Origin of the sequence: Pseudomonas sp. PS1(2021) (genome assembly GCF_020405165.1) — a bacterium.
In the GTDB taxonomy this organism is placed as follows: domain Bacteria; phylum Pseudomonadota; class Gammaproteobacteria; order Pseudomonadales; family Pseudomonadaceae; genus Pseudomonas; species Pseudomonas aeruginosa.
In genome coordinates, this window is record NZ_CP084484.1 from 7,497,707 (window position 1) to 7,519,039 (window position 21,333).

Sequence of the window (21,333 nt, forward strand, 5' to 3'; positions counted from 1 at the left end):
GACCCGGCAGGTGCTCGCCTTACCCGCCGGCTGGGCGGCGGGCATCCGCTCCCGTGAGATCGAGAGGTTTTCCACATGAAAGTACTGATCGCCGTCAAACGAGTGGTCGATTACAACGTCAAGGTCCGCGTCAAGGCGGACAACTCCGGCGTTGACCTGGCCAACGTCAAGATGTCGATGAACCCCTTCTGCGAAATCGCCGTGGAAGAAGCCGTGCGCCTGAAAGAGAAAGGCGTGGCCAGCGAAATCGTGGTCGTCTCCGTCGGCCCGAGCGCTGCCCAGGAGCAGCTGCGTACCGCCCTGGCGCTGGGCGCCGACCGCGCCGTGCTGGTCGAGTCCGCTGATGAACTCAATTCCCTGGCGATCGCCAAGCTGCTCAAGGCCGTGGTCGACAAGGAGCAGCCGCAACTGATCATCCTCGGCAAGCAGGCGATCGACAGCGACAACAACCAGACCGGGCAGATGCTCGGCGCGCTGACCGGCTACGCCCAGGGCACCTTCGCCTCCAAGGTGGAAGTCGCTGGCGACAAGGTCAACGTCACCCGCGAGATCGACGGCGGCCTGCAGACCGTCGCGCTGAACCTGCCGGCGATCGTCACCACCGACCTGCGCCTGAACGAGCCGCGCTACGCGTCGCTGCCGAACATCATGAAGGCCAAGAAGAAGCCGCTGGAAACCCTGACGCCCGAGGCGCTGGGCGTGACCACCACCTCGACCGTGAAGACCCTCAAGGTCGAAGCGCCGGCTGCCCGCAGCGCCGGTATCAAGGTCAAGTTCGTGGCTGAACTGGTCGAGAAACTGAAGAACGAGGCGAAGGTGATTTGATGGCTATCCTGGTTATCGCTGAACACAACAACGCGGTCCTGGCGGCTGCAACCCTGAACACCGTGGCGGCGGCCACCAAGATCGGCGGCGACATCCACGTGCTGGTCGCCGGCAGCGGCTGCGGCGCCATCGGTGAAGCGGCGGCCAAGATCGAGGGCGTGTCCAAGGTGCTGGTCGCCGACGACGCGGCCTACGCCAATCAGCTGCCGGAAAACGTCGCGCCGCTGATCGCGCAGCTTGTAGGGGAAAGTGGGGCGAAAAATTACAGCCACGTGCTGGCTCCGGCCACCACCAATGGCAAGAACTTCCTGCCGCGCGTGGCGGCGCTGCTGGATGTCGACCAGATCTCCGAGATCATCGCCGTCGAAAGCGCCGACACCTTCAAGCGCCCGATCTACGCCGGCAACGCCATCGCCACCGTGCAGTCCAGCGCCCCGATCAAGGTCATCACCGTGCGTGCCACCGGCTTCGGCGCGGTGAACGCCGAGGGCGGCTCAGCGGCCGTCGAGCAGGTCTCCGGCAGCGGTGACGCCGGCAAGTCCGCCTTCGTTGGCGAAGAGCTGGCCAAATCCGACCGTCCGGAGCTGACCGCGGCCAAGATCGTCGTTTCCGGCGGCCGCGGCATGCAGAACGGCGACAACTTCAAGCACCTGTACTCGCTGGCCGACAAGCTCGGCGCCGCAGTCGGTGCCTCGCGAGCCGCGGTCGACGCCGGCTTCGTGCCGAACGACATGCAGGTCGGCCAGACCGGCAAGATCGTCGCGCCGCAGCTGTACATCGCCGTCGGCATCTCCGGTGCGATCCAGCACCTGGCGGGCATGAAGGACTCCAAGGTGATCGTCGCGATCAACAAGGACGAGGAAGCGCCGATCTTCCAGGTCGCCGACTACGGCCTGGTCGGGGATCTGTTCGAGATCCTGCCGGAGTTGGAAAAGCTCGTCTGAGTCGAAGTAGGTATCATTAATCGAAACCATCGGCCTGTAGCCAACGGTAATAGGCGAACTAGGCGGCTGTCTGCGTTCCTTTGCCTGTCCTGAGAAATAGACCACTAACGGTTGTTTCAGGGAAATACGGTGGTGTACGAATTGACGACGGTCTTCGCAACTCTCTGCGGAGCAAGCACTTGCTCCGCTATGTTGTCTGCTGGCTATAGTATTGCTTAATGGTTATATGGGGCGCCTCGAGGCGGAAATACTGGATGACGGTACTTCTGCTGTAGATGAACCATGATCCATGCGCCTTTGTTGGTTCAATCTATAAAGCGTGCGTCGGTTGCCGAGCATTGCTAAACGAAAGGCTACCGCGAGACAGAAAAGATTTGAAGTGAGCAGCCTTCAAGTTAATCAGGTGGACTACAATAAAGCCAACGTCTAACCGAGTCGGATGAAGTCAATTTAGTCGGTTAAACGTCTTTATCTATAGCGCGCCTGCGGTTGCATGCGGCTTTTGATTAGGAATGCAATGGCGGGACATTAGCGCTTGCACGCTTACCGTGACGCATTGAAACCTAAAATATCCAGTTGCTCGGTCAGCCAGCGATGTGCCTGATATGTACTCTGAAATTTACGAGCTAGGATGCGTACACCTTTATCTACGTTACAGTCACGGAGCGTGAGGCCAAGACCTTCTTCGTCGATTTCGTAGGTCTTTGCTTTCATATCGCCGAGCCGCATTGCAAGCAGCTTAACATCATCGAGTGAATGAATGGGGGCGATGCTGTGCTTGCGCACGTAGGAGCGTACCTGCTCTGAAAGCTCATTGAAGTCATCTGCATTAATGCGGTGGACTATATCATCTGAATCTGGGATTTGCTCCGGATAGTCATCATCAAGTGATACGTAGTGTTCCACACCGTGAATGCTTGCTACTAGGTATTGACCGCCGACTTCGTCGCGCTCGCAGTTAAGAATTAGGACAGACATGTTTTTTCCTCAGGTTGTTGTTCTGTTCATAATTCTAAGTTGCTCCGCTTTAAAAAGGCAATAGGCTATACTGTATTTTTATACAGCTCTCACGGTTAACGCCCCGGAGGCCGTTCGGCTGGCTATCTAGTAGCGTGTCCGACCCAAACCCATAATTTAAAATTGGCACAAGCAGTATGCCGTGGGCAGTGGTGTCTCGGTAGGCGATTGCCCCAGTCCGTCGCCGACCCAAACTGTGAGCACAATTTAAAATCACTCCACTTGCTTCTGGCATTTTAAAATGTGAATCGGCTGTAAGAATGGGAGCACCTGCTCATACCCAGCGCTATCCAGTCGGCCTATGTGCTGCTCCCGGCCGGTCGTCTTGTGGGATCCGGTTAACATGGTGCGTCCTTGGCCAACGAACCAAAGTCCGGAATGCGATATAGAAAGGATAGAATTTTTGCACCTTTGCAATGTTTGGCTTTTGGGGTTATATAAAAAATAATGCTCTGGTTGTTGTTTTTTTGTTTTCGTATTTGCAATAATTGATTGTGTGGCATGTGTCACGCAAATAATAATTAGAAGAATAATATGAATGCAGAGACTCAAAGCGCCTATATTAGTTTGGCCAGTAATTTTTATGCGACTCGGATGCAGGGCGTTGAGCTTGATGAGCTCAATATTATTGGTGCTTTACTACGGGCGGCCCCTGATTACCGCCCGGATTATTATCGGCGCCTACGTAACGCTTTGGCGTTTGATCAAAAGCATCGAGGAAATTTCTGGGCTGCCCAAGAAATCAATCGTACGCTCAATCCGGTCACTGTGTTAAATCTGCCGCGAAAGAAAAAGCAGCGACGTCCGCAGAAGCTTTCTACCGCTGATTTCGAAGCGTGGCTACGGTGTCTGGCTGAACGAGATATGCCTGTCGAAGCGGGAGCTTTAATGGTGATATCTCTTACCGGAGCGCGACCATGCGAGCTTAACGGAATTTCTATCGATGGCCGGCGCATCCATATATCCGGTGCAAAGCTTAGCCACAACGGTTTACGCGGCGCTAGCCGAACGCTTGAGGCTGATGGAGACGTCTGCAATATCTTGAGAAACGCTCTCGCTGCTTTTAAATGTCAGCCGCGCAGTATGGATTCAATACGCGTTGCGCTTCACCAAGTCGCTACTGAGCTATTCGGTAGGAGGAAGGTGCCGAGTATGTACACACTTCGTCACCAGTTCGGCTCAAATCTGAAAGCCTCAGGCATGTCCGCAATAGAAATGGCATACGTCATGGGGCACCAGGCTACCGATTCGATTAGCCGCTATGGCGATAAAAGATTTGGACGTGCAGAAGCGGTTAAGGTTAAGCCTGCAAGCGATGCTGACTTTTCAAAGGTGAGAGATACAGTGCCTGCTCGAATGCGTGCGGACGCCGTGGCTCTTAATGATCAGCGAGACTTGGATCGTAGGACTGAGGTCGCTGACGGCTGAGGTGATGTGGTCATTTCAGCGGACAATCATGAATTCCTTAGGCTATAGAGCGTTTGTATCTAGCTCTGGTTTTGATAGCGGTTTCCACCTTTACGTCGTCAACGCTCAGGTATCTGTTCGTTTTGTCGAACCATTGCATCGCCCTTTGTGATTGGCGTATAAACACACAAACACCTATTAGCGGAGAACGCTATGAATACCATTCGCTGGAATGTCGCCGTCTCGGCCGACACCGACCAGTCGCTTCGGATGTTTCTGGCCAGCCAGGGCGGCGGCCGTAAGGGCGACCTGTCGCGCTTCATCGAAGAAGCGGTACGGGCACACATCCTGGAGCTGAGCGCTGAGCAGGCCAAGGCCGCTAACGCCCATCTGAGTGAGGCAGAATTGACCAACGCGGTTGACGAAGCGCTCGACTGGGCACGTAAGCGCTGATGCGGGTCGTGTTGGATACCAACATCCTGTTCAGCGCCCTGATCTCGCCACATGGCGCGCCCGATGCGATCTACCGTGCCTGGCGGGCGGCGCGTTTCGAGGTGGTGACCTCGCGGATGCAACTCGATGAAATTCGTCGAGCCAGCCGCTATCCCAAGCTTCAGGCCATCCTACAGCCCGCCAAGGTGGGCGCCATGATCAATAACCTGCAACGGGCTGTGGTACTGGAGCGCCTGACCATCGAGGTCGAAGCCGATGATCCGGATGACTCGTTTTTGCTGGCCATGGCCTTGGCGGGCGATGCGGACTACCTGGTAACCGGTGATCGCCGCGCCGGCCTGCTGCAACGCGGGCACATCGAACGCACGCGGATCGTCACGCCCGCCGTGTTCTGCGTCGAGGTGCTGTGATCAATGCCGGTCGGTTTTCTGACTCAAGAGCAACGCGACGGTTTTGGCCGCTATGTTGATTCGCCCAGCCGTGAAGAGCTGGAACGTTACTTCCACCTGAGCGATGAAGACCGTGAAGCCATCCAGGTGCTGCGGGGTAACCATAACCGTCTGGGTTATGCCGTTCTGCTGACCACCGTCCGCTTCGTTGGCGTTCTGCCGGACAAGCCCGCCGCCGTGCCGGTGGAAGTCCTGCAGGTGCTTTGCCGACAACTGGCGATTCCAGACCCCGACTGCCTCCAGCGCTATAGCGATCATCGCCGCTGGATACATGCCACCGATATTCAGAACCGCTTTGGCTATCGTCATTTCACCGATCCGGGCATCGGCTTTCGCTTGAGCCGCTGGCTGTATGCCCTCTGCTGGACGGGCACCGACCGGCCGGGAGTGCTGTTTGAGCGAGCCACCTCGTGGCTGTTCACACAGAAAGTCCTCCTGCCTGGTGTGTCTCAACTAGAGCGCTTTATCGCCCAGTTGCGCAGTCGGGTCGAAGAACGCCTCTGGTTTACGCTGGGCCGCAGCGTGACTGAGGAACAGCGATTGCAACTGCAAGACTTGCTGACGGTGGCCGAAGGCAACCGCAGCTCCCGGCTGGATCAATTGCGCTCCGGCCCGGTCATGGTCAGTGGCCCCGCGTTGATTCGGGCACTGCGCCGGCTCGATGACGTGCGCGGCATCGGCATCACCTTGCCGGCGGCGGCGCACATCCCTCCCAGCCGTATCGCCGCCCTGGCCCGCTTCGCCAACACGGCCAAGGTCACCGCGATTAATCGGCTGCCGGCGTCGCGGCGGATGGCGACACTGGTGGCCTTCGCACTCTGCCTGGAGGCGACTGCGCACGACGACGCACTGGAAGTCCTGGAGGCCTTGCTGCGCGACCTGTTCAGCAACGCGGAGAAGGCCGACAAGAAAGCCCGCATGCGCAGCCTGAAAGACCTGGATCGGTCGGCCGCGACGCTCGCCGCCGCGTGCAAGGTCGTGCTGGACAGCTCGATCAGCGATGACAACGTGCGCGCCCGGCTGTTCAACGACCTGCCGAGGACCACCCTGGAAAAGGCCCTGGAAGAGGTCAACGCGCTGATCCGCCCGGTAGATGACGTCTATTTTCTTGCATTGAAGCGCGCTACCGCAGCGTGCGCCGCTTCCTGCCCGACCTGCTCAAGCACATCCGCTTCGGCTTCAGCCCGGCCGGCAAGGGCGTGGCGGCTAGTCTGGAGTGGCTGCAACTGAACCTGCCGCGCCGGAAGCCAGAGGATGACGCGCCGCAGGAGATCGTGGCCAAGGCTTGGCAGAAGCACATCACCCGCGAAGATGGCTCCTCGACATGGGTGCCTATGTGTTCTGCACGCTCGATGCGCTGCGCACGGCCCTGCGCCGCCGCGATGTCTTCGTCTCGCCCAGTTGGCGCTATGCCGACCCGCGCCTTGGCCTGCTCGACGGTGCCGAATGGCTGGCGGCGCGACCGATCATCTGCCGGTCACTGGGCCTGACCATCGACGCCAAAACCACCCTGGACGCCTTGTCCGTCGAGCTGGATGCAACCTGGCTGGCAGTAGCCGCGCGCCTGCCCGACAACCCGGCGATTCAACTGAGCGAGAACACCGAGGGCAAGACCGAACTGTCGCTCGGGGCGCTGGACAAGCTGGACGAGCCCTGCTCGTTGCTGCAACTGCGGGCGGCCGTGTCTGACCTGATGCCGCGTGTCGATCTGCCGGAAATCCTCTTGGAAATCGCCGCCCGCACTGGCTTTTCCGAGGCCTTCACCCATGTCTCCGAACGCAATGCACGCGCCGACAACCTGGTCACCAGCCTCTGCGCGGTGCTGTTGGGCGGGGCCTGCAACACCGGCCTGGAGCCCTTGATCCGCACCGACAACCCGGCGCTGCGCCGTGACCGGCTGTCCTGGGTCAGCCAGAATTATATCCGCGACGACACCCTGTCAGCGGCTAACGCCATCCTGGTCGGAGCGCAAAGCCAACTGGAACTGGCCCAAGTCTGGGGTGGCGGCGAGGTCGCCTCCGCCGATGGCATGCGCTTCGTCGTACCGGTGCGCACCGTGCATGCCGGCCCCAATCCGAAGTATTTCGGCACCGGCCGGGGTGTCACCTGGTACAACCTGATTTCCGACCAATTCTCCGGCCTCAACGCCATCACCGTGCCCGGCACGCTGCGCGACAGCCTGGTGTTGCTGGCGGTCGTGCTGGAACAGCAGACCGAGTTGCAGCCGACGCAAATCATGACCGACACCGGGGCCTACAGCGATGTGGTGTTCGGGCTCTTCCGCCTACTTGGCTACCACTTCAGTCCGCGGCTGGCCGATGTCGGCGGTACCCGCTTCTGGCGCACGCGCCCGGACGCGGACTACGGCAAGCTCAACGGGCTGGCCCGCCAGTCGGTCAAACTCGACCTGATCGCCGAGCACTGGGACGACCTGCTGCGCCTGGCCGGCTCGCTCAAACTCGGCCGGGTGCCGGCGACTGGCATCATGCGCACGCTGCAAACGGGAGATAGACCCACCCGGCTGGCCCAGGCGCTGGCCGAATTCGGGCGGATCGAAAAGACTCTGCACACGTTGACCTATATCGACGACGAGTCCAAGCGCCGCGCCACCCTGACCCAGTTGAACCGAGGCGAAGGCCGGCACAGCCTGGCCCGCGCCGTGTTCCACGGCAAACGCGGCGAGCTCCGCCAGCGCTACCGCGAAGGCCAGGAAGACCAGCTCGGTGCTCTGGGCCTGGTGGTGAACATCATCGTGCTGTGGAACACCCTCTACATGACGGCGGCCGTGGAACGGCTCAAGCAGCACGGCTATCCAGTGCTGGAAGAGGATTTGGCCCGGCTATCGCCGCTGATCTACGAGCACATCAACATGCTCGGGCGGTATTCCTTTGCGGTACCGGAAGAAGTTGCGCGCGGCGAGCTGCGGCCACTGCGTAATCCAGACGACGACCTGTGATCCCCTAAACGCTATGAGCAACACCCAAGCTGCTGCTGGATCGGCGGGCACTTCACCGAGCCGAACGAACAGAAAACGCAGCAATCCCCTGGGTTGGGGCGCAGCAGCGCCTTGCAGTTGCTGCACTCGTAATAGAACTGGCAGGCGTCCGTGGGCATGGTTTCCGGCTTGGCGAAGCCGCAGCGCGGGCAAGTCAGCACGGACTCAAGGACAATGGCGCTCATCGTGACCTCACTTCTGCACTGTGGAGGGGTATCCCGCGTTCGCGGTCGCCTCAGTCAGTGCCTCGGGCTGGGCCTTATCGGGATCGTAGGTGACGGTCGCCGTCTTCTGGTCGAAATTGACCTGGACGTCACTCACGCCGGACACCTTCTCCAGCGACTTCTTGACCGTGATCGGACAGAGTCCGCACGTCATGTTCTGCACGTCGAGCGTGACGGTTTTCGGGGGAGCCGCCAGCGCCACGAAGGGCAAGGCGAAAAGCACGGCGATCAGCAGTTTGCGCATGGTTAATCTCCTTCAGTAGAACAGCGGGGCGAGCCACGGCACGGCCAATAGGCCGAGCAGCAGCACGCTGACGATCCAGAACACGAGTCGCTGTCGCACGAGCGTGCGCGGATCGGCGCAGGGTGTACCTGGCGTACAAACCTGTGGCACCAGGTAGAGCTTGCGGAATGCCAATCCCAGGAACAGTAGAGTCAACCCGATGAAGAGGGGGCGTAGTGGCTCCATCATGGTCAGAGCGCCCACCCACGTACCGCCGACACCGAGTGCCAACAGCACCAGTGGCCCGACACAGCACACCGACGCACCGATGGCGGTCAGCGAACTCGCGACCAGCGAGCCTTTCCCGGTGAGTTGCATCCCCATTCCCATCTCCTGAGCCTGATTGCCTAGGTGCTATTTCTAAACTCCGTACCAAAGTACGGAATCAAGGAGAAAGTGATGGCCACAGAGCTGACCATTGGCAAGCTGGCAGACGCCGCCGGGGTGAACGTCGAGACGATCCGCTACTACCAGCGACGCGGGCTGCTGGATGAACCAGCCAAACCCTTGGGTGGCCATCGGCGCTATCCGGTGGACATGGTGAAGCGACTGCGTTTCATCAAGCGGGCTCAGGCGCTGGGTTTCACGCTCTCGGAAGTCGGTGGACTGCTGACGCTGGATGAGTCGTGCGCCTGTGCCGAAACGCGAGCACGGGCTGCACGCAAGCTCGCGTTGATCGAGCAGAAGATGGCCGACTTGGTCGTCATGCAGCAACTGTTAGGCGAACTGGTGCAGCAATGTGATGCGGGAGACGGCGGAACGATCTGCCCGATCATCGAGGCACTGATCAGAGAGTAATGCCTGGCGGGTGAGCTGGAGATCGGAAAGCCCCTTTACGGTGGGATTCAGAGCTTACGTTGGTTTTTGGTTCCATTGCTCCCCAAACCCCGGCTTCGAGCCATTCGACCATCACCGATGCGATGCCGTCGCTGGACATGCGGGGCAGGAGACAACCGCCGAAACCATGTGCGTGCGGCGCTGCGATCAGCAGCATCGCGCCCCGCCGCAATGGGCGGGGCGCGGTGGGCGGCCGTCAGGCCGCCTTGGGCTTGTTGCGCGACCAGATCAGGTCGTGCGTGCCGTTCTCACCTTCGATCAGGCGGGCATAGACGGTCGCCGGGAACGAAGGATCGTCCAGGGTCACGGACACGTAGGGGCGCCCGGCCTCGCTGGTCTTCCTCCACGCAGCGCCGATGTCGTGGCCAGCCGCTTGCAGGCGGTAGTCGGGAGCGTTCTCGTTGTCGCCCTTGTCGTTGGGAACCAGCTTGACCTTGACGTTGAGGGTCAGGGTGCGAAGCGTGCCGGTGAAGCCGTCTTTCTCTGCGGTGAAGGTGCCGATGTTTGCCATGATGAATTTCCTTTCGGTTGAACAGGGTTCGCGCCCATCGCGTCCTGTTGTGATCCGACCGGCGGGGGACGGGCTGGCTGCACCGCTTGCGGGCGCAACGCAGTGGAGCGCCTGGAAGCGAAAAGAATTTGTCCCGCGAGGAATGCGCGCAGCGCAGGGGAAATTGTTTTCGCTGGAAGGTTGCAGCCATAGAAGCCCGGCCACCGCCAGGATTCACAAACAGAAAGGACGCCTTGGGCCGACCCGCTCCGAAAGGAAACATGGCCGACTCGGCTCCCCGCGTGACGGCTTCATCGGCTTGCGCCCTGACACGGGCAAGGACAACGCCCAGCGACAAGGTGAAAGCGTCCCTGACGTAGCAGGTGGCTTCTTGCCTGAGGCGTGGCGTGGAAGCTCCATTGCAAGGCCGGGCGGCGTGTCGGTGAACCGTCCTTCGTGACGTACAAGCGACGAACCGCCAGCGTCGAGGACGGCACGCTTTCATGCAACCTGTGGCAGCAAGCCGGGGCGTAGGCCCACAAGCCCCGATCATTGTGGCGGGGCGCATTCGGAATGTCGTCGGTGCTGTGCGCCGACGCACTGATGGGCTTCGAGGGTTTCTCGCGCACAAGGCTACTTGTGCGCCGCCCCTGCGTCGCCTGCCCGAAGGCGGCGCAGGGGCGCTCTGGCTTTGGGCCTTGAACACCGGGCGCGGCCACGACCGCGCCCGGATTTTGGCATTCCCCGCGCCCAAGACGGAACGGCTTGGGCGCGGGCTGCTCCCTATTCTTTGGTTTCGATGATCCACCACACGGCACGCGGCAAGGCGCGGCCCGTAATGGGGTGCAGGTCGGTCAGGGCGGCGCGGGCTGTCCAGCCGCGAGGCGGGCGGTAGCCGCGCACGTCGCCAGCGCCATGCCAGCGGCGGGCGCGTACCGTGCCGGGGGCGTAGGTCGCGGCCATGCGGGGGCGGTTCGTGGTGTCGTGGCTCATGGGGGAATCCTCGGCATGAAGCGCCCCGGCCGGAACCGGGGCGCTATCTGTGGTGCAAGGTCACGCGGCCAGTGCCTCGGCCTGCGGCTGCTCATCCGCCACGGCGGCGACTTCCTCCGGCGGTTCGGCTTCCTCGTCCGCCGTCACGTCCTGCGCGTCCTGCTGCGGGGCTTCGGCACGGAAGATGGCGGGCATCCAGCCGGTGCCATCGGCCAGCCGCTCGGCTTCGCTGGCAATGTCGCCTTTCTTCAACTTCGCCAGCCGGGTGACGTGCACCGGGGCGTACTGCTCCACGGCTTCCAGAATTGCGGCCTTCGGCACATGCTGGAAATAGCCGTCAGCGGTGGGCTTCCACCATGCGGCCATGTCCAAGCCGACAGCCTGCGCCAGTTCCGCGCCCGGTTGCTGCGTCGTAGCGCGGGGCGTCACCACGTCCACCGTGGAAGCCACGCACACGGCCAGCAGCCGCACCAGTTCATCCTGCGACTTCGCCACCAGCGCGGCGAATAGTTCGGCGCTGTCCTCCGGCAAGGCTTCGCCCGCGACTTCCTGCAAGGTGCGCAGCGCCACGGCGGCAGGCGATTCCGACACGTCCGGGGCAAGGCTTTCCAGCCGGTCTTGCACTTTCAGGCTCACGCCCAGCGGCAGGTCGTGCCCGTAGTGGCTTTCCTGCAAGACGGTCTGCACCATGCCATGCACCAGCGCGGCCAGCGCCACTTGCGGATGCCGGGCGACTTCGATTTGCAGCGCGGTGGTGCGGTGGGCGCTCAACCGCTGCGCCAGCTTGTCAGACATGGCGGCGGTCTTGGGCTGCCCTTCGCTGTCTCCGTCCTCGCCTTCGTCGTCGTTCTCGGCTTCTGTGCCGCCGAAACCCTGCCGCAGCCGTTCCAGCGTGCGCAGCGCCTTGGCTTCGGCTTCGCGCATCAGGCCGCGATGCACCACGGCTTCGCCGCTGCGGTCGATGGTGACGATGGCACCGGCTGCCGCCTTCACGTTCGCGCCGTAGTCCTGCAAGCCATCTTCCAGCGCCTGCAACTGCTCGCCCAGGCGTTCGCCTTCCTCCTGCAAGGCATCGGCCTTTTCCTCGTCGTCGGCGTCCAGCGCGGCATCCACGGCCTCGGCCAGTTCGTGCAGCTTGGCTTGCAGCTTCTCGATGCGTGCGGCTTCGCGCTTGTTCGGTTCGCGGCGTTCCCTCGGGGCGCGTTGGAAGGCGTGCAGGTCGGCATGGGTCGTGCCGGGCGTGGCATCCACCCATGCCCATCCCTCGGCCTTCACCTCTGCGGCGATGCCTGCCAGCTTGTCTTGCGCCAGCCGTTCCAGCAGCGCGGCATCGGTCAGATACACGCCCGCATCGCCTTCGGCGAACAGGTCGCGGCGGATGCCGCCGCCTGCGGCGTCGTAGGTGTCCAGCCCGACGAAGCGCACCAGCGGATGCCGGTAGGCGTCGATTTCGCGTTCGGTCAGACGGTCGCGCAGCGCGGACGGCTGGCGCTGCCACGTTGGCGCATCGTAGAAGGCGCTTTCCTGCGCGGCGTGGTCGTCGGTGATGGCAAGGGCCATCAGCTGGTCGAGCGCGACGGCATCGGCGCGGTAGTCGGCCAGCAGGCGCGGCGACACGTTGGCGAGTTTCAGGCGGCGTTGCACCACCAGCGGCGTGACGCTGAAATCCGCTGCAATGTCCTCGATGCTGCGGCCATCGGCCACCAGCGCGGCGAATGCCTCAAACTGGTCGGCGGGGTGCATGGCTTCGCGCTGCACGTTCTCGGTGAGGCTGGCCGTGCGGGCGGTGCCATCGGCCACCAGCAGGCAAGGCACTTCCCATTCCTTGCTGATGCGGTGCTTCTTCGCCAGCAGCTTCAACGCGGCGAGGCGACGGCCACCGGCCACCACTTCGTAATGCTCGCCATCGGCGGCGGCAATGATGATGGGGTTGGGGGAGCAACGGAACAGAAAGTGCACTTAAGCTCAGTCGCTGCCCCGCAAACCCTTGCAACGTCTGGATAGTTTCGAAAAACGACCGTTTTATGAAACCGTTTCCGCTATCGCGAGGAAAGGTCACCAACACCCGAAAATCAGTGCAATAAACCTTTCTCACGAATCAAAGTTCGTTAATTCGCAGTCGCTGACGAGTAAAACGAACTCTAATTCGGCTTACGTTGGTTTTCAGTTCCATTGCTCCCCAACCCCCAAGCCCGTGGCAGCAAGCGCAAGATGGCGTGTCGGCGCTGGAAGCGCCGCCGGGCTTTCGGGCTGCGCCCCGTACCGGCAAGCCGTCACGGCCATGCGGCTTCAATCCCTCACGCCTTCGCGCCTGATGGCGCTGCGCGCTCCGCTTGCGGCTATGTCTCGGACGCCGCGATCTGGCTTTCCGTCTCGGCCATCAGCACCGCCGTACTGCAATCGAGTGCGCGGGCGATCTTGAAGATGGCCGCCAGCGTGGGCATGTGTTCGCCACGCTCGACCTTGCCCATGTGCGAACGCTCGATGCCGGCCAGGTGCGCCAGCGATTCTTGCGCAATCCCTCGCTCCATCCGTAGCGCGCGCACCGCCGCGCCGAAGGCTTGCGCCAGATCGGCATCGAAGGTGGTAACGCCGGCCGGTCGGCCTGGCTGAACGGATCGCTTCTGCATAGACAGAAGCGTCGAATCGAAGGACAATTAAAACCACGTTATCTTTAACTCATTGACGAAAAAACGCTGTTCCGTGCCTTTACGGAAATCCGTATCTACGGATTCCAGCAGAACCGGGGAATCGCATCCGTGTCTTTCCGGCTTTCTACAATTCCGCTTTTGCGCTTGCGTTCTTCTCAGGATGCGATGGCTTGCGCATCCGTGCTTGCGCACGAAAGCACGGAGACGGTTCGGCGGTTCCGTGCTTCGACGCAGAAGCGCATCCGTGCATCCTCGGTTTCGTGGAGGTTCCGGCCATGACCCTGCCACTTGTCACCGCTGACGAACGCGCCCGGCTGCTCGCCCACGGCGCGGCGCTCGCCGCTGGCCAGCACCTCGACCCGCTGCCCGTGGTGCGGCTGTTTACCCCCGATGCGCATGTGACCTGGCTGCTGGTGTCGCTCGACCCGGTGGACGGCGACACGGCCTACGGGCTGATCGACCTCGGTATCGGGATGCCCTCGCTGGGCACGGTCAAGCTCTCCGACCTGGCCGGCATCGTCGGCCCGCGCAAGCTGCCGGTGCGGCGGGATCGGTATTTCCAGGCGCTACGCCCGCTGTCGGAGTACGTCCGGCTGGCGCAGGAAAACGGCGCGATCACGGACTGATGAAGGCCAGCGCAGCCCGGCCAGCCGGGGCGCATTGTGACTATTTCGGTCTTACCCAAGACCTGTACGGTCTCAATCGGCATTGATGCACCGAAGCGGTGCCAGCCTGATGCAAACAGTCATGATCTTTGGCGCGGCCTGCGGCACGGTATCCGATGCCGCGCACCATTTCCGGGTTGCGTAGCCGTCGCATTCAGACGATTTCCGCAACACGCCGGAGCCAAACGGTCTTGACACCGACAGTTACAGCTTAATCTTTTTTGATGACGACCTGATGGCGTTTCGATAGCTCCCGCACGACGGAATCCGTGGCGACGCACCCCAAGCACAGGGAGGTCTCGCCATGACTGATCGAAGCGCCGAACACTGGTATCCGACAGCGGCTTATCTCTACATCCTGCACCTGGACGGCCCCGCGCTGGCCTGGGAGTACCTGCGAAGGAATCCCGACTACCGCCGCGACTGGCTGCGCCGTCGCCGCCGGCCGGACGCGGCGCAGGCGTGGGGCCTGCGCCTGCTGGAAGATCCCACCCTGGATGCGCGTGACGCGCATCCGGCCTGGTTCCCCGATCACGATGCCGTGGTGCAGCTCTACCCCGATGCAGATCCGCCGCCCGATGCCTACGCCTTCGAGTTCTGGCGCGTGCCTGGCCGCAAGCAACTGATCCACGACGGCAAGCGCCTGGTGCTGGTGTCGCACTGGCCCGGCTGCTGCCTGCGGCTCGCCCTCGGGCCGGGCCTGGAGGATGGCATGGCCTACCTCTACGCCACCCGCGCCTGCGCCACGCCCTGCGCGCGCTATCGCACGCTGGCGGCCGAACTGGATGCCTTGGCCGCCGCCACGGTTGCTGCACCGGCGGCAGCGGCTCGTTCCCGACCCATGCCGGCCGCGGTGCTGGAACTGCATACCTTGCAGGCCCTCGACGCGACCCTGGCAGGTGCATCCTTGCGCGAAGTGGCCGAAGGGTTGTTCGGCGCAGATGTCGTCGCGGCCGACTGGCACAAAGACAGTGCTTTGCGTGCCCGCGTGCGGAGGCTGGTGCGCCGTGGCGAGGCGCTGATGCGCGGCGGCTATCGCAGCCTGGCGCAGCTCCCGCCAGTTGTATCGCAGTAAGGGGGGACGTTTTGCAGTCCCTGCAATTCGTCCCTTAGCAAGAAGCCTCGCTTTCTTGAAAGTGCCTCTATCCGGCCGCGTGGTGTGGCCGGGCTTGATGGAGGTACTTCCCATGCGACCTGCTCCCTTGCGGCCTGCCGCCGCTGCGCCCGCGCAGCCCCAACGCTATCTCACCAACGACGAAGCCGCCGACTACCTGCGCCTGTCGCCGCGCACGCTGGAGAAACAGCGCGTGATCGGTGGCGGGCCGAAGTTCCGCAAGTTCGGCCGCCGCGTCATGTATGCCGTGAGCGACCTCGACGCCTGGGCCGATGCGCGCAGCTACGCGGCGACTTCCGACCCGGAATACGCCGAGCGGCATGCGGGCGACTATCGTGACGGCCGCTGATCTCTGGCTCGCCGGTGGCCATCGCCATGTCCAGCCCATCGCTGCCCCTGCGGCAGCGACCAGCGCAGCAGCGCGAACAGCTCGACCTGTTCCGCGCGCTGCCGGGCGACATGGCGCCGCGCGACAGCCAGGACTTGATGGCCTTTCCGTTCTTCTCGCTCGCCAAGTCGCGGCGCACCGCGCCGATCGACTTCCGGGCGGGCGGCATCACCATCCGCGTGGAAGGGACGCAGGAACACGGCATCGCGACGATCTGGGATGCCGACATCCTGATCTGGGCCGCCAGCCAGATCGTGGAAGCCCGCGATGCGGGCATCCCGACCTCGCGGCTGATGCAGGTGCGCCCCTACGAAATCCTGCGCTTCATCGGGCGTGGCACAAGCTTGCGCGACTACCAGCGCCTGAAAGCCGCCCTCGACCGGCTGCAATCGACCACAGTGGCCACGTCCATCCGCGAAACCACGGGAAGGCGGCTGCACCGTTTTTCGTGGATCAACGAGTGGAAGGAATTGGCCGATGCCAGCGGCACGCCGCTGGGCATCGAGCTGATCCTGCCGGACTGGTTCTACGCGGGCGTGGTGGACGCGGCCCTGGTGCTGACCATCGACCCGACGTACTTCCGGCTCACGGGCGGCATCGAACGCTGGCTGTACCGCCTGGTGCGCAAGCATGGCGGCCGGCAGGAGCACGGCTGGCAATTCGATTTCCAGCATCTGTACCGCAAGTCGGGCAGCGTGGCGCGTTTCTACGACTTCGCCGCCGACCTGCGCGCCCTGGTGGCGCGGCAATCGTTGCCCGGCTACGTCCTGGGCATCGAGCGGATGCCCGGCGAGAAAACCGAGCTGCTGACCTTCCGGCCCGTGCCGCCCACGGCACGGGGATAACTGCGGGAAAACCTGTTAATTCACTCGTGCTATCAGGCAACAGGAGGCTCGTGCTATCAGGCAACAAATCCTCGTGCTATCAGGCAACAAAATCGGCCGCAAACCCTTGCCACCATTGGGTTTTGCCGCCCTCTAACATTCCTAACTTAAATTCTCTAACTTTTAGTAGAGAAGCGCCGTTTCGGTGGACAACCACCAAACGGCACGAAATGCAGAAGCGAAAGACCGGCTTTCCAACACGGAGGGCCGCACCATGATTCTCGCTCTGCTCAACCAGAAAGGCGGTGTCGGTAAGACCACGCTCGCCACCCACATCGCGGGCGAATTGGCGCTGCGCGGCCAGCATGTTGTCCTGTTCGATGCCGATCCGCAGGGCTCATCACTGGATTGGACGCAGCGCAGAAGCCAGCAAGGCTTGCCACGGCTGTTCAGCACCGTGGGCCTGGCCCGCGAAACGCTGCATCAGGAAGCGCCAGAACTTGCCAGGCGGGCCGATCACGTCGTCATTGATGGGCCACCCAGGATTGCCGCCTTGGCGCGCTCTGCGCTCCTGGCGGCCGAGCGTGTTCTGATCCCGGTGCAGCCCAGCCCCTATGACGTGTGGGCCAGCGCCGAGATGGTGGCGCTGATCCGCGAGGCGCAGGTGTTCCGGCCTGCGCTGCGCGCAGCCTTCGTCATCAACCGGCGCATCAGCACGACGATCATTGGCAGGGAGGCGCGGCAATCGCTGGCCGAGCAGCCGCTGCCGGCGCTACGCGCCGAGGTTCGCCAGCGCATCGTCTTCGCCGACAGCGTGGCCGCTGGCCGGCTGGCCCGCGAGACGGCACCGGACAGCGCTGCCGCGCGCGAAATCACGGCGCTGGTCGATGAACTGTTGCGGTGGCCGACATGACAGCGAAGCCACCACCACATAACAGCAAACGCACGGCCAAGCGCGTCGGTATCGGCGCACGTCCGCCCGCGAATCCGCATGCCGAGGCATGGATTCGCCAGGGCGACGCCGATGCGCTCAACAAGGGCGACCTCTACACAGCCCGCCTGACGCTCGACGTGACGCCCGCCATGCGGGCGCGCATCAAGGTGTCGGCCTTCACGCGGGGCGTGACGGTGGCCGAACTGCTGCGCGCTTTGCTAGAGCGGGAATTTCCCGAGAACCGCACGGAGAACACGCTATGAACGCATCCGCTGCACCCGCCGCGAACACGGCCACGGCTGCCGCATCGCCTGCGGCTGCGCCGTCGCTCGCGGTACTCGCCGGCCAGGCCGGCAACGTGCCGCTGACGCGCGTATCGCTGGCCTACATCGAACCGCGATTCAAGCTCTACCTGCGCTTCGGCGAACCGGCGCGCACGCTTCGGCTCGACCGCTGGCGGCGCTGTGCGGAGTTCCTGCCAGGCGCGATGTTCTGCCGCATCCGCTGGCAGGCCAATGACTACGGCACGATCCGCTGGCAGTTGATGGTGATGCAAGCCGCCACGCCGCTGGATGCCTTGCAGCGCATCCCCGGCGTGCGGCCCGGTGCGCGCCTGCTGCTGCACGCCGAGGGTGACGCCAGCGTGCGCGCCGTGCTGGAACGCATCGACGCCATCGAGGCGCTGGGCATCGCCCCGTCTGCCGTCTCGCCTGCGTACTGGCGCACGCTGAGCAACCGGCTAGCGGCGCGCCTGCCGCTGCCCGAATACAGCATCGAACGGCACGCCGCTTGGCTGGCCGGAAGGACATTCCCATGACCAGCATTTCTACGACCGGCCCCGCGCCACGTCCTCGCTCGCGCCTGCGCGCTCGCATCGTGCTGGCGGGCCTGACCGCCTGCGGCCTCGCTGCGCTGGCCTGGGCGGCTCTCGTGTCGCCGCTGCCTCGCCTGACGTACAACCCATCCGACAGCGTGGCGGTCGGCTGGTATCGCATCGAGCCGTTCGACCCGCGCACCGCCTCGCTGTCACGTCCGTTGTCCGTGGACAGCATCGTGCTGGTGCCGCTGCCGGCCGAGGCCGCCGCACTGGCTGCGCAGCGCGGCTACCTGCCGACGCGCATTCCGCTGCTCAAACGTGTGGGCGCAGTCGCACCGCAACACGTTTGCATCGTCGCCGGTCAGGTACGCATCGACGGCGTGCCTTCGGCCGCCGTGCTGCCTGCCGACCGGCTGGGCCGGCCGCTGCCATCCTTGCAGCTTTGCCGGCGCCTCGAACCGGGCGAGCTATTCCTGTTGAGCGTGACCAATCCGGCGTCTTTCGACAGCCGGTATTTCGGCCCGGTCAGCGCATCCGCCGTGATCGGCGTCGCGCATCCGGTCTGGCTGAAGGCACGCCCATGATGGCCGCCAATTCGCTGCACGTTGCCGTGCATCTCGTGGTGTCATCGAGCGTGTCGTTCTGCTGGCCGTCGCCATGTCGCCGTGCGTGCAGTGCGGGTGCATTCGCACCGCACTTCGCACTGCCTCCGGCGCAGCCGCCCCACGTGCAGGCGTCTTGCCTCGAATGCGCCCGGCCTGCGGCCATTGGCGGGTTCACCGGCGCGCTGGCTGCAAGCAGCACAGCGCCGCCGGGCCGCCGACGCCCGGAGCGAGAGCGAGGAGCGAAGGCGGAAGGCAAGACAAAAGGGTTCGGCACCTTGCCGACCGCAAAGCCAGTCTGCACATGGGGGGAAAGCGGCACGGAGCGGCTTCGCCGCCGTGCCGCTTTCGGCGCGAGGGTCGCGCCAATGCAGGCATGTCCGCGTGCTTCGCACGACAGGACACGCCAGAGCTTGCAAGGAGCGCAGCCATGACCGACCGCCGCGACGACGATTTCCGGGTGCGCCCCAGCGCCCCGAAGAACCGGGGCAAGGGCCAGGGGCAGAGCTTCGTTTCCAGGGTGCTCAAGCAGGCCGGCAAAGCCAGCAGCGGCAAGTCAGCGGTGCGCAGTCCTGGGGCGGCCGGCACCGGCCAGCGGCCCGGCTCGCGCCTGGGGCGCGGCCATACGGCGGCGCGTTTCGCCGGGGTGAAGCTGACGCCCATGTCGCGGCGCGTGACCATCAAGACCCTGCTGGTCAATCAGCGCAATGCCAGCCCGCAATCGCTCGCCAAGCATCTGCGCTACATCGAGCGCGACGGCGCGGGCCGGGATGGCGAACCGGGGCGGGCCTATGGGGCGCAGACGGACGAAGCCGACCTGGACGCTTTCAAGGAACGCTGCGCCGACGACCGGCACCATTTCCGCTTCATCGTCTCGCCCGAAGACGGCGCGGAACTGGACGACTTGCGCACCTATACCCGGCATCTGGTGAACCGCATGGAAGCCGACCTGGGAACCCGGCTCGATTGGGTCGCGGTCGATCACTGGAACACCGACAACCCGCACACGCACCTGATCGTGCGCGGACGCGACGACACCGGCAAAGACCTCATCATCGCGGGCGACTACATCGCCCACGGCTTCCGGCATCGCGCCGCCGAGCTGGCGACGGAATGGCTGGGGCCGCGCACCGAACTGGAGATCCAGCAAACCTTGCAGCGCGAAGTGGAGCAAGAGCGGTGGACGAGCCTCGACCGCACGTTGCAGCGCGAGGCCGGCGAGGATGGCCGGGTGCAGATCGAACGCTTCAACGAACCCCGGCTGCAACGCCAGCGCCTGCTGCTGATCGGCCGCCTGCAACGCTTGCAGCGCCTGGGCCTGGCCGACGAGATGCAGCCCGGCACCTGGGCCGTCCATGCGGACGCGGAGAAGACCTTGCGCGCCCTGGGCGAGCGTGGCGACATCATCCGCACCATGCAGCGGGCCATGAGCGGCCAGCCGCGCGAGTTGGCGGTGTTCGAGCCGGGAGACGACGGCCGCACCGTTATCGGCCACGTCGCTGCCAAGGGGCTGGCCGACGAGCTGCACGACCGCGGCTATCTGGTCATCGACGGCATTGACGGCAAGGCTCACTACGTTGCCTTGAACGCCCGCGACGAACTGGCGAACTATCCCACCGGAGCGGTGGTGGAGGTGCGCGGTTCCGCCGGGGTGCGGGCGGCCGACAGAAACATTGCGGCGCTGGCGAGCGATGGTCTGTACCGCACCGATCATCACCTGGCGATCGAGCAGGGCCGAGCCACGCCCGGCCGCGACCCGCAGGAGGTCGTAGCGGCCCACGTCCGCCGGCTGGAAGCCCTGCGCCGGGCCGGCATCGTGGAGCGCGTGGCCGATGGCTTATGGAAGGTGCCGGACGACCTGGCCGAGCGTGTCCGCCAGTACGACGCGCAGCGCCTCGGTGGCGTGGCCGTGGAGCTGAAATCGCACCTGCCGATCGAGCGACAGGCGCGGGTGATCGGCGCGACCTGGCTGGATCAGCAGTTGATCGGCGGCGGCAAGGGGCTGGGCGACCTGGGCTTTGGCAGCGAGACCAAGCAGGCGATGCAGCAGCGCGCCGATTTCCTTGAAGAACAGGGCTTGGCCCAGCGGCGCGGCCAGCGCGTGATCCTCGCCCGCAACCTGCTGGCGACGCTGCGCAACCGGGAGCTGGCGCAAGTTGGAAAGGACATTGCCGCCGAAACCGGACTGTCACATCGCCCAGTGGCGGACGGACAGCGCGTAGCCGGCATCTACCGGCGCTCGGTCATGCTCGCCAGCGGGCGGTACGCGATGCTGGACGACGGCATGGGCTTCTCGCTTGTGCCGTGGCGTCCGGTGATTGAACAGCGGCTGGGGCAGCAGCTTGCAGCGACGGTGCGCGGCGGTGGAGTGTCATGGGAAATCGGGCGGCAGCGCAATCTCTCAATAAGCTGAGTTGTTAG

The 21,333-nt window shown here is 63.7% G+C and carries 22 protein-coding genes and 2 pseudogenes; 16 read left to right on the forward strand and 8 right to left on the reverse strand.

What is annotated here, in order from left to right; translation table 11 throughout:
• The first annotated feature begins 75 nt into the window (after positions 1 to 75).
• Together LE197_RS35520 and LE197_RS35525 are read left to right on the forward strand one after the other, a co-directional pair.
• A complete protein-coding gene (locus tag LE197_RS35520; protein ID WP_042909930.1) occupies positions 76 to 825 on the forward strand; it encodes an electron transfer flavoprotein subunit beta/FixA family protein in 750 nt (249 codons plus the stop codon).
• On the forward strand, positions 825 to 1,769 hold the full coding sequence (locus LE197_RS35525; RefSeq protein ID WP_042909929.1) for an electron transfer flavoprotein subunit alpha/FixB family protein: 945 nt from the start codon (positions 825 to 827) through the stop codon (positions 1,767 to 1,769). The genes LE197_RS35520 and LE197_RS35525 overlap by 1 nt, the downstream gene beginning before the upstream one ends.
• A gap of 543 nt (positions 1,770 to 2,312) precedes the next feature.
• On the opposite strand, the gene LE197_RS35530 is transcribed toward LE197_RS35525, so the two are convergent.
• On the reverse strand, positions 2,313 to 2,747 hold the full coding sequence (locus LE197_RS35530) for a hypothetical protein (RefSeq protein ID WP_041110863.1): 435 nt from the start codon (positions 2,745 to 2,747) through the stop codon (positions 2,313 to 2,315).
• Between the two features lie 573 nt (positions 2,748 to 3,320).
• Between LE197_RS35530 and LE197_RS35535 the strand changes: the two genes are divergently transcribed.
• The 4 genes and pseudogenes from LE197_RS35535 (at position 3,321) to LE197_RS35550 (ending at position 8,051) form a co-directional block, all read left to right on the forward strand.
• Positions 3,321 to 4,214 (forward strand): integrase, encoded by an 894-nt coding sequence (locus tag LE197_RS35535; RefSeq protein ID WP_003291594.1) that lies wholly within the window; start codon positions 3,321 to 3,323, stop codon positions 4,212 to 4,214.
• 192 nt (positions 4,215 to 4,406) lie between these two features.
• Positions 4,407 to 4,646, forward strand: coding sequence for a ribbon-helix-helix domain-containing protein (locus tag LE197_RS35540; protein ID WP_003089107.1), 240 nt, complete (start codon positions 4,407 to 4,409; stop codon positions 4,644 to 4,646).
• Entirely contained in the window at positions 4,646 to 5,056 is a 411-nt protein-coding gene (locus LE197_RS35545; RefSeq protein WP_003150546.1) for a putative toxin-antitoxin system toxin component, PIN family, read from the forward strand. Before LE197_RS35540 ends, LE197_RS35545 begins: the two co-directional genes overlap by 1 nt.
• Before the next feature lie 3 nt (positions 5,057 to 5,059).
• Positions 5,060 to 8,051: pseudogene (locus LE197_RS35550) on the forward strand (Tn3 family transposase).
• Positions 8,052 to 8,062: 11 nt separating this feature from the next.
• Here the strand turns inward: LE197_RS35550 and LE197_RS35555 are convergent.
• Genes LE197_RS35555 through LE197_RS35565 form a run of 3 tightly spaced genes read right to left on the reverse strand, consistent with a single transcriptional unit; the run spans position 8,063 to position 8,921 of the window.
• Entirely contained in the window at positions 8,063 to 8,275 is a 213-nt protein-coding gene (locus LE197_RS35555) for a GDCCVxC domain-containing (seleno)protein (RefSeq protein WP_003089113.1), read from the reverse strand.
• A gap of 7 nt (positions 8,276 to 8,282) precedes the next feature.
• Positions 8,283 to 8,558, reverse strand: coding sequence for a mercury resistance system periplasmic binding protein MerP (gene merP, locus LE197_RS35560; protein ID WP_003150552.1), 276 nt, complete (start codon positions 8,556 to 8,558; stop codon positions 8,283 to 8,285).
• A gap of 12 nt (positions 8,559 to 8,570) precedes the next feature.
• On the reverse strand, positions 8,571 to 8,921 hold the full coding sequence (locus tag LE197_RS35565; protein WP_003089115.1) for a mercuric transporter MerT family protein: 351 nt from the start codon (positions 8,919 to 8,921) through the stop codon (positions 8,571 to 8,573).
• A 75-nt stretch (positions 8,922 to 8,996) separates the two neighbouring features.
• Here LE197_RS35565 and merR point away from each other — a divergent pair, with 75 nt between their 5' ends.
• Entirely contained in the window at positions 8,997 to 9,395 is a 399-nt protein-coding gene (merR, locus tag LE197_RS35570) for an Hg(II)-responsive transcriptional regulator (RefSeq protein WP_003089120.1), read from the forward strand.
• Positions 9,396 to 9,630: 235 nt separating this feature from the next.
• On the opposite strand, the gene LE197_RS35575 is transcribed toward merR, so the two are convergent.
• The 4 genes and pseudogenes from LE197_RS35575 to LE197_RS35590 all read right to left on the reverse strand — a co-directional run bounded on the left by LE197_RS35575 (position 9,631) and on the right by LE197_RS35590 (position 13,547).
• Positions 9,631 to 9,945: a DUF736 domain-containing protein gene (locus tag LE197_RS35575; RefSeq protein ID WP_043154548.1), complete on the reverse strand. Its 315-nt coding sequence runs from the start codon at positions 9,943 to 9,945 to the stop codon at positions 9,631 to 9,633.
• Between the two features lie 762 nt (positions 9,946 to 10,707).
• Positions 10,708 to 10,917 (reverse strand): hypothetical protein, encoded by a 210-nt coding sequence (locus LE197_RS35580; protein WP_043154546.1) that lies wholly within the window; start codon positions 10,915 to 10,917, stop codon positions 10,708 to 10,710.
• A gap of 60 nt (positions 10,918 to 10,977) precedes the next feature.
• Positions 10,978 to 12,849 (reverse strand): annotated as a pseudogene (locus tag LE197_RS35585) (ParB N-terminal domain-containing protein); the annotation flags it as partial.
• Positions 12,850 to 13,256: 407 nt separating this feature from the next.
• Positions 13,257 to 13,547, reverse strand: coding sequence for a helix-turn-helix domain-containing protein (locus tag LE197_RS35590; RefSeq protein WP_004335983.1), 291 nt, complete (start codon positions 13,545 to 13,547; stop codon positions 13,257 to 13,259).
• A 296-nt stretch (positions 13,548 to 13,843) separates the two neighbouring features.
• Here LE197_RS35590 and LE197_RS35595 point away from each other — a divergent pair, with 296 nt between their 5' ends.
• The 9 genes from LE197_RS35595 to LE197_RS35635 all read left to right on the forward strand — a co-directional run bounded on the left by LE197_RS35595 (position 13,844) and on the right by LE197_RS35635 (position 21,325).
• Positions 13,844 to 14,194 carry a DUF2958 domain-containing protein gene (locus LE197_RS35595; protein WP_028792031.1) on the forward strand — a complete coding sequence of 117 codons (351 nt, stop codon included), beginning with the start codon at positions 13,844 to 13,846 and terminating at the stop codon, positions 14,192 to 14,194.
• 343 nt (positions 14,195 to 14,537) lie between these two features.
• On the forward strand, positions 14,538 to 15,308 hold the full coding sequence (locus LE197_RS35600) for a DUF2285 domain-containing protein (protein ID WP_226033833.1): 771 nt from the start codon (positions 14,538 to 14,540) through the stop codon (positions 15,306 to 15,308).
• Positions 15,309 to 15,420: 112 nt separating this feature from the next.
• Positions 15,421 to 15,696, forward strand: coding sequence for a helix-turn-helix domain-containing protein (locus tag LE197_RS35605; protein WP_004335979.1), 276 nt, complete (start codon positions 15,421 to 15,423; stop codon positions 15,694 to 15,696).
• Positions 15,697 to 15,722: 26 nt separating this feature from the next.
• A complete protein-coding gene (locus LE197_RS35610; RefSeq protein WP_054441670.1) occupies positions 15,723 to 16,580 on the forward strand; it encodes a replication initiator protein A in 858 nt (285 codons plus the stop codon).
• Between the two features lie 253 nt (positions 16,581 to 16,833).
• On the forward strand, positions 16,834 to 17,472 hold the full coding sequence (parA, locus tag LE197_RS35615; protein ID WP_054441655.1) for a ParA family partition ATPase: 639 nt from the start codon (positions 16,834 to 16,836) through the stop codon (positions 17,470 to 17,472).
• Positions 17,469 to 17,756: a hypothetical protein gene (locus tag LE197_RS35620; protein WP_054441671.1), complete on the forward strand. Its 288-nt coding sequence runs from the start codon at positions 17,469 to 17,471 to the stop codon at positions 17,754 to 17,756. Before parA ends, LE197_RS35620 begins: the two co-directional genes overlap by 4 nt.
• A complete protein-coding gene (locus tag LE197_RS35625; protein ID WP_054441656.1) occupies positions 17,753 to 18,310 on the forward strand; it encodes a DUF2840 domain-containing protein in 558 nt (185 codons plus the stop codon). Before LE197_RS35620 ends, LE197_RS35625 begins: the two co-directional genes overlap by 4 nt.
• Positions 18,307 to 18,894 carry a S26 family signal peptidase gene (locus LE197_RS35630; RefSeq protein WP_054441658.1) on the forward strand — a complete coding sequence of 196 codons (588 nt, stop codon included), beginning with the start codon at positions 18,307 to 18,309 and terminating at the stop codon, positions 18,892 to 18,894. The genes LE197_RS35625 and LE197_RS35630 overlap by 4 nt, the downstream gene beginning before the upstream one ends.
• A 448-nt stretch (positions 18,895 to 19,342) precedes the next feature.
• Positions 19,343 to 21,325, forward strand: a complete 1,983-nt coding sequence (locus LE197_RS35635; RefSeq protein ID WP_054441660.1) for a relaxase/mobilization nuclease domain-containing protein — start codon at positions 19,343 to 19,345, stop codon at positions 21,323 to 21,325.
• Positions 21,326 to 21,333 lie beyond the last annotated feature (8 nt).

What these genes read in the sequence shown, in the direction of transcription:
- LE197_RS35545 (WP_003150546.1), top strand. Translation starts at nt 4,646, where the DNA reads ATGCGGGTCGTGTTGGATACCAACATCCTGTTCAGCGCCCTGATCTCG.
- LE197_RS35520 (WP_042909930.1), top strand. Translation starts at nt 76, where the DNA reads ATGAAAGTACTGATCGCCGTCAAACGAGTGGTCGATTACAACGTCAAG.
- LE197_RS35525 (WP_042909929.1), top strand. Translation starts at nt 825, where the DNA reads ATGGCTATCCTGGTTATCGCTGAACACAACAACGCGGTCCTGGCGGCT.
- LE197_RS35605 (WP_004335979.1), top strand. Translation starts at nt 15,421, where the DNA reads ATGCGACCTGCTCCCTTGCGGCCTGCCGCCGCTGCGCCCGCGCAGCCC.
- LE197_RS35565 (WP_003089115.1), bottom strand. Translation starts at nt 8,921, where the DNA reads ATGGGGATGCAACTCACCGGGAAAGGCTCGCTGGTCGCGAGTTCGCTG.
- LE197_RS35535 (WP_003291594.1), top strand. Translation starts at nt 3,321, where the DNA reads ATGAATGCAGAGACTCAAAGCGCCTATATTAGTTTGGCCAGTAATTTT.
- LE197_RS35575 (WP_043154548.1), bottom strand. Translation starts at nt 9,945, where the DNA reads ATGGCAAACATCGGCACCTTCACCGCAGAGAAAGACGGCTTCACCGGC.
- LE197_RS35540 (WP_003089107.1), top strand. Translation starts at nt 4,407, where the DNA reads ATGAATACCATTCGCTGGAATGTCGCCGTCTCGGCCGACACCGACCAG.
- LE197_RS35555 (WP_003089113.1), bottom strand. Translation starts at nt 8,275, where the DNA reads ATGAGCGCCATTGTCCTTGAGTCCGTGCTGACTTGCCCGCGCTGCGGC.
- LE197_RS35595 (WP_028792031.1), top strand. Translation starts at nt 13,844, where the DNA reads ATGACCCTGCCACTTGTCACCGCTGACGAACGCGCCCGGCTGCTCGCC.
- LE197_RS35635 (WP_054441660.1), top strand. Translation starts at nt 19,343, where the DNA reads ATGACCGACCGCCGCGACGACGATTTCCGGGTGCGCCCCAGCGCCCCG.
- merP (WP_003150552.1), bottom strand. Translation starts at nt 8,558, where the DNA reads ATGCGCAAACTGCTGATCGCCGTGCTTTTCGCCTTGCCCTTCGTGGCG.
- LE197_RS35620 (WP_054441671.1), top strand. Translation starts at nt 17,469, where the DNA reads ATGACAGCGAAGCCACCACCACATAACAGCAAACGCACGGCCAAGCGC.
- LE197_RS35625 (WP_054441656.1), top strand. Translation starts at nt 17,753, where the DNA reads ATGAACGCATCCGCTGCACCCGCCGCGAACACGGCCACGGCTGCCGCA.
- LE197_RS35530 (WP_041110863.1), bottom strand. Translation starts at nt 2,747, where the DNA reads ATGTCTGTCCTAATTCTTAACTGCGAGCGCGACGAAGTCGGCGGTCAA.
- LE197_RS35580 (WP_043154546.1), bottom strand. Translation starts at nt 10,917, where the DNA reads ATGAGCCACGACACCACGAACCGCCCCCGCATGGCCGCGACCTACGCC.
- LE197_RS35590 (WP_004335983.1), bottom strand. Translation starts at nt 13,547, where the DNA reads ATGCAGAAGCGATCCGTTCAGCCAGGCCGACCGGCCGGCGTTACCACC.
- LE197_RS35630 (WP_054441658.1), top strand. Translation starts at nt 18,307, where the DNA reads ATGACCAGCATTTCTACGACCGGCCCCGCGCCACGTCCTCGCTCGCGC.
- LE197_RS35600 (WP_226033833.1), top strand. Translation starts at nt 14,538, where the DNA reads ATGACTGATCGAAGCGCCGAACACTGGTATCCGACAGCGGCTTATCTC.
- merR (WP_003089120.1), top strand. Translation starts at nt 8,997, where the DNA reads ATGGCCACAGAGCTGACCATTGGCAAGCTGGCAGACGCCGCCGGGGTG.
- LE197_RS35610 (WP_054441670.1), top strand. Translation starts at nt 15,723, where the DNA reads ATGTCCAGCCCATCGCTGCCCCTGCGGCAGCGACCAGCGCAGCAGCGC.
- parA (WP_054441655.1), top strand. Translation starts at nt 16,834, where the DNA reads ATGATTCTCGCTCTGCTCAACCAGAAAGGCGGTGTCGGTAAGACCACG.